Source organism: Cellulomonas sp. P4_B5_2, assembly GCF_056402235.1.
Map to the genome: position 1 here is coordinate 1 of NZ_JBFUHU010000311.1, position 4460 is coordinate 4460.

The 4460-nt window shown below is 73.7% G+C and carries 5 protein-coding genes; 4 read left to right on the top strand and 1 reads right to left on the bottom strand.

Annotation, left to right across the window (positions count from 1 at the left end):
• Positions 1-172: 172 nt before the first annotated feature.
• Positions 173-2398, top strand: coding sequence for a P-loop NTPase fold protein (locus AC1DUQ_RS18210; RefSeq protein WP_477062882.1), 2226 nt, complete (start codon positions 173-175; stop codon positions 2396-2398).
• On the opposite strand, the gene AC1DUQ_RS18215 is transcribed toward AC1DUQ_RS18210, so the two are convergent.
• Positions 2358-2975, bottom strand: coding sequence for a TetR/AcrR family transcriptional regulator (locus AC1DUQ_RS18215; RefSeq protein ID WP_477062883.1), 618 nt, complete (start codon positions 2973-2975; stop codon positions 2358-2360). The two genes, AC1DUQ_RS18210 and AC1DUQ_RS18215, sit on opposite strands and share 41 nt — an antisense overlap.
• 111 nt (positions 2976-3086) lie before the next feature.
• Here AC1DUQ_RS18215 and AC1DUQ_RS18220 point away from each other — a divergent pair, with 111 nt between their 5' ends.
• The 3 genes from AC1DUQ_RS18220 to AC1DUQ_RS18230 all read left to right on the top strand — a co-directional run.
• A complete protein-coding gene (locus AC1DUQ_RS18220; protein WP_477062884.1) occupies positions 3087-3446 on the top strand; it encodes a cupin domain-containing protein in 360 nt (119 codons plus the stop codon).
• A 5-nt stretch (positions 3447-3451) separates the two neighbouring features.
• Positions 3452-3835 carry a nuclear transport factor 2 family protein gene (locus AC1DUQ_RS18225; RefSeq protein WP_477062885.1) on the top strand — a complete coding sequence of 128 codons (384 nt, stop codon included), beginning with the start codon at positions 3452-3454 and terminating at the stop codon, positions 3833-3835.
• Positions 3836-3874: 39 nt separating this feature from the next.
• On the top strand, positions 3875-4460 hold a 586-nt coding region (locus AC1DUQ_RS18230; RefSeq protein WP_477074287.1), incomplete at its 3' end, for an AfsR/SARP family transcriptional regulator.

Below are 4460 nucleotides of genomic sequence, written 5' to 3' on the forward strand. Positions count from 1 at the left end.
CTCGTACCACCACGTTCGGCCCCGGCGCACGTCGCGCCGGGGCCGAACGGCGTCTCCGGCCCGGAGCGCGACGGCGTTGCCCCGTGGGCACCCGCACTGCGACGATCGGGGTGCAGACCGGGTGACGTCCCGCGCGGGCGTGACCCGCGGGCGGCGCGCGCGGGGGGATGCCGTGGAGGAGAGACGCCGCCCGGTCGTGGACGTGGTCCTCGGCAACGTGCTGGCGCTGCCTGCCGATCTTCTGGTGCTTCCGACCACCGCGCTCGGAACCCTGGGCGATCCGTGGCACACGTTCCTCCTGAGCCTCGGGGTCGACCTGCCGATCCCAGGCACCACGCTGGGCCGGCTCGTGATGCTCGACGTGCCGAAGTCGCAGTACGTGCGACGCGTGGCCGTCGCCGCCACGGTGGCCGCGGCAGGTGCACCGGCGGAGCCGAGCGTGATCGGCCGCCTCGCGGAGCAGATCGGTACCGTGACGCACGAGCACGGGATCGACGACGTCCTGACCCCCGCGCTGGGTGCGGGCGCGGGGAACCTGACTCCCGAGGTGGCGCTCGAGGCGCTCGTCGACGGGTTCGTCCGGGCGGCTGCACCGGGCGCGCGGCTGCATGTCGTCGTCGCCTCGAGGGTCGAGCAGGAGCTCCTGGAGCGCCGGCTGCAGGAGCTCGCGGGTGAGGTGCCCGAGTTGCCGTCCGAGGCGCCGGAGTCGGTAGCCCCGGCGTCCGGCCGGACGAAGGCCCGTCCGCGGTCCGAGGCGTCGGCGCCTCCACCGGCCACCACGTCGCCCAGTCCCGACGCCGCGGCCGAGACGTCCACGGGCAGGACGAGGCTGGTCCATGACCAGCCGGCCCGGAACGACCTGCTCGGCCGCGCGAGCCTCGCCACCGAGGTGGCGATCCTGCTGCGCGAGCTGGCCGACGCGCCCGACCGGGCGGACGAGGCGTTCGCCGTCCATCTGGACGCGCCGTGGGGAGCGGGCAAGAGCAGCCTCGTCGGGTTCATCGGTGAGCGTCTCGCCACGCCGGAGGACCCGACGCTGCGCGCGTGGACCGTCATCGAGCTCGACGCGTGGAGGTCGTCACAGCTGTCGCCCGCATGGTGGGCGGTGCTGGGGCATCTCCGCGAGGGGGTGCGGGCGTCGCTGAGCCCTCGGCGCCGGGTCGGGTTCTCCGTGCGCCGGTTCTTCGCCTCGGCACGTCGGCTCTGGCGCATCTGGCTGCCGCCCGCACTCGTCCTCATCGTCCTGGTGGCGGTCTGGCTGTGGCAGGGAGACCCGCGCGCGACCATGACCGTGCTCACCGGGGTCGTCGCGTTCACGGTGGCGATCGGGGGTCTGGGCAGCAAGTTCCTGTCGCTCGGCTCCCTGCAGGGCGCCCGCGTGCACGAGCGGCTGAACGAGAACCCCATGGAGGAGGTGGCCGAGCAGATCTGGGCCATCCGCCGGGAGAGCCCCAAGGACGTGCTGCTGGTGCTCGACGACCTCGACCGCTGCAACGAACGGTTCGCGGTGGAGCTGCTCGACGCTGTCCAGACGCTCCTGCGTCGGGGGCCGGAGCGGTCGACCCGGCGGTCCCGGCGCCGTGCGGCCGCCGGCGCAGACCCGATCCCCGCACTGGTCGTGCTTGCCGTCGGCGACGGGCGCTGGCTGCGTGCTGCCTACGAGGACGCCTACCGCGTGTTCTCGCCGTACGTCAGCGAACCGGGGAGGCCGCTCGGCCACCTGTTCCTCGACAAGCTCTTCCAACTCCGCATCGAGCTGCCCACGCTCAACCGCACCCAGGTCTCCGGCTACCTCGCCGGGCTGCTGGACGTGGCCCCGAAGGACGGCGCCGGCGGGACGGGTGCGGCCGAGCTGCTGGCCCGGATCCGGGAGGCGCCGCAGGAGGTCGGCCCCGGATCGCTCGACGAGCGGATGGTCGACCTCATGAGCGAGGCGCGCGGTCTGGGCGACACGACCCGCCAGGGGCTGGCCGAAGCGGTGCTCGAGGCGCGGCGCACCAACCCCGAGCGCGCGACGCAGCAGAGCCACATCCTGGAGCAGTACGCGGAGCTGCTCGAGCCCAACCCCCGCGCCACCAAGCGGTTCCTCATGGCCTACAACGTGGCGTTCGCCGCACGCCTGACGGAGCTGGAGCCGCTCGAGCCCACGACCCTCGCCCTGTGGACGGTCGTGGCGACGAGGTGGCCCGCGCTCGCCGAGTGGATCCGGAGCGAGCTCCCGGACGGAGACCTCTCGCCGGTCGACGAGCCGGGGCACCCGAGCGGCCTCCTCCGCGACCCGCACGTGCGGATGGTCGTCGGCTCCGACAGGGGCGGACCGCTCGACCGGGCGCGCGTCCTGCGGTGCTGCGGCTACGTCACCGAGGCTCGGCCGGGCCCGCGGGTGCCACCCCCGTGAGATCGGCGAGGAGGCGCCCGGCGGCGGTCTCGAAGCGCGCCGGGTCGCCGTGGGAGCGGGCGACGAGCATGGCGCCCTCGAGGCCGCCGACGATGATCCGGGCGGCCTCGTCCGACGGGCCGGTGAGCCGGAGCGCACCCTCGTCGCGACCGGCGTCGAGCACCTGCTCGAGCCACGCCTCGTTGTCGTCGAAGAACGTGGTGACCGCTGCGCGCATCGGGGCGGGGAGCGTGGGGTACTCCGCGGCGAGCATGCCGCACAGGCACATCCGCTGGTCGCGCAGGACGTCGGTGTAGAGGGCCACGTAGGCGTCGAGCTTGCGGCGCGCGTCGTCGGGGCGCTCGGCGATCGAGCTGAGCGCGACGGCGAACCGCTCGGCGTAGCGGCGGATCAGGGCCTCGCCGAGGTCGGCCTTCGTCGCGAAGTGGTAGTGCAGGCTCGGCTTGGCGATGCCGAGCTCCGAGGCGACGTCCGCGTAGCTGAACCCGTTGAAGCCGCGCGTCTGGACCAGGCGCTCGGCGACGTCGAGGATCCGCGTGCGGGTGTCGGCCGTCGGTGGGGCGTCGATCGGGGTCATGTCCGCATCCTCCGTCGGGTGAGAGTCATTGACACCTACCTACTAGAAGGTCAGGATACCAGGAAGGGTCCATACCGGGGCAGAGCGCCCCGCCGACGAGGAGGTCGGACCATGCAGGAGACCGCGCACAAGACGTTCCAGGCACCCGACGAGACGCGGGAGTTCCCGCACGGCAGAGCCGAGATCGTGACGGTGGGAGACAGCGAGGTCGGGCGCCTGGTGTTCGAGCCGGGCTGGCGGTGGTCCGTCGACGTCCAGCCGACCGCGGGCACGCCCAGCTGCGAGGCGCCGCACTTCCAGTACCACGTGAGCGGTCGGATGGGGATCCGCATGGACGACGGCACCGAGATGATCGCCTCCGCCGGCGACGTGACATCACTGCCGAAGGGGCACGACGCCTGGGTGCTCGGCGACGAGCCCGTCGTCGTCGTCGACTGGTACGGCGCCAGCGACTACGCCCGGCAGAGGTGAGCCCGATGAGCGAGGACGAGAACCGGGCCGTGGTCGAGCGGCTCATCCAGTGCCTGAACGACCGCAAGATCGAGGTGATGGACGACCTGTTCCACGAGGACGCGGTGATGGACTGGCCGCAGTCGGGCGAGCGGATCGTCGGCGGTGACGCCCGCCGCGGGGTCTACGGAGCGTTCCCGGTGCTGCCCACCATCACCCCGCGGCGGATGCTCGCGGCGGGTGACCTGGTCGTGGCCGAGGCGACTCTCGACTACGACGGGCCGGTGTTCCACAGCACGTTCATCTTCGAGCTCCGGGACGGGAAGATCGCGCGGGAGACCGCGTACTGGGCGGAGCCGTTCGACCCGCCCGAGTGGCGGTCGCAGTGGGTGACGCTGGACGGCGCCTAGGGGCGGACGACGGGTACGCCGCCCTCGTAGCATCGGCGCATGGAGGTCGGGGTGCTCGGCCCGCTCGAGCTGCGCGAGGACGGCCGGACCGTCGAGGTGCTCGGCGCCCAGCAGCGTGCGCTGCTCGCGGTGCTGGTGGCTCGGCGCGGGCGCGTCGTGCCGGCCGACGTGCTCGTCGAGGCGCTGTGGGGACAGGACCCGCCGCGGACCGCCATCCACACGCTGCACACCCACGCGTCCCGGCTCCGCCGGGCGCAGGGCATCCCGCTGCGGGCGGTCGACGGGGGCTACCTGCTGGAGCTCGAAGCGGACCGGGTCGACGGCGCGCGGTTCGAGGCGCTCGTCGCGGACGCGGCCGCCGGCCCGGCGACGGACGCGGTGCGGCTGCTCGAGCAGGCGCTGGCGCTGTGGCGTGGCGCGGCGTTCGGTCGGGCGGCGGACCTCGTGGCGGTGCGGGGGGAGGCACTGCGGCTCGACGAGGCCCGGTCCGCCGCCCGGGAGCAGCTCGCCGCCGCTCTGCACGCGACCGGTCGGTCGGCCGAGGCGGTGACAGTGCTGGAGGAGCTGGTCGCGGACGAGCCCTACCGGGAGACCGCGTGGGCGCGGCTCGCCCGCGTGCTGACGG